We start from the raw sequence: 1,177 nt of genomic DNA on the forward strand, positions 1-1,177 counted from the left end.
CATTTCTTCCCTTTGCCTTGACAATATATCTTCGCTTGATATATTCTTACTATGAGGATAATGTTCATTGTTTGTTATATAATTGCCCTTTTCACCTGTCCAGAGTGAGTGAAGGGCTATTTCTTTTTCATTAAAGTAAATTTTTATCAACCCATTTACAACAATAGCATTAACTTCTTGGCCTATGTAAGCATATGGTGCTGAATAGTAATTGCCATCGTAGGAAATATGGCAATTTGTATTAACCGTACATTTAACAGAGTGTGACAAGATAAAATCCTCTGTTGGAAGTGCAAGAAGTTTTTCTTTTTCAACTGATTTGAAAACCTCAATAGGAACTTTCTTTGTTGTACCATGCTTTCTTACATTAGCAATTGTATCAAGCCATTCTCTTGCAAAATTTGTTGCTTCATCAATATTTTCAAAATATCTATTTTTAAAACAATTATCCTTAACATAGTTAACATTTGATTCTACTTTCCCTTTATCTGTAGGTGTTCTTACTCTACATGGTTGTGCCCAAAATCCATAATGTGCTGCAAAAGCTGCATAATTCTTTTGTACTGTAGGTTCATAAAAATCTGCTTCTAATATCGCAGCTTTAAGATTATCAATTTTTACTGTTTCAGGCACACCTCCGAAATATCTAAATGCATTTTTGTGACATTCAATAAATGTTTTCACAGACTGGTTAAAAACAATTTCTATATACATATATCTTGAATAACTCAATGTCATTACAAATACCCAGGATTTTTTTCTTTTACCATTAACATTTAAGGTTCCAATATATCCAAAATCGACTTGTGACTCCTCACCAGGTAATGTATTTAATACCATGTACGGTTTAGGAGTTACTTTTTTTATTTTGCTAACATATTTTTTTACTGTGTCATAGCTCCCAGTGTAATCAAAATCCCTTTGAAGATCCTGGAATATACGCTTCGCAGTAAGATCTTTGGCAACTTGGATATCTATATATTCTTTATATTCATCAAGTATTGATGCAGTTTTCTTCCTTTCTACCACCCCATTTTCATCAATTTTATTAAGAACATTTCTTACAGTTTTTCTGTCGACCTTCAACATATTAGCTATTTGCGTTTTGTTATAGCCTTTTTTGAAAAGTGTAATAATTGTTGTATTCATTTCGACCCCCAGCATTTCAATCCCTCCT

The 1,177-nt window shown here is 31.9% G+C and carries 1 protein-coding gene; it reads right to left on the reverse strand.

What is annotated here, in order from left to right:
* On the reverse strand, positions 1–1,149 hold a 1,149-nt coding region (gene istA / locus CLLI_RS03455), incomplete at its 3' end, for an IS21 family transposase (protein WP_106062856.1).
* Between the last annotated feature and the right edge of the window lie 28 nt (positions 1,150–1,177).

Origin of the sequence: Clostridium liquoris, assembly GCF_002995785.1 — a bacterium.
Classification (GTDB): Bacteria; Bacillota; Clostridia; order Clostridiales; family Clostridiaceae; genus Clostridium_AO; species Clostridium_AO liquoris.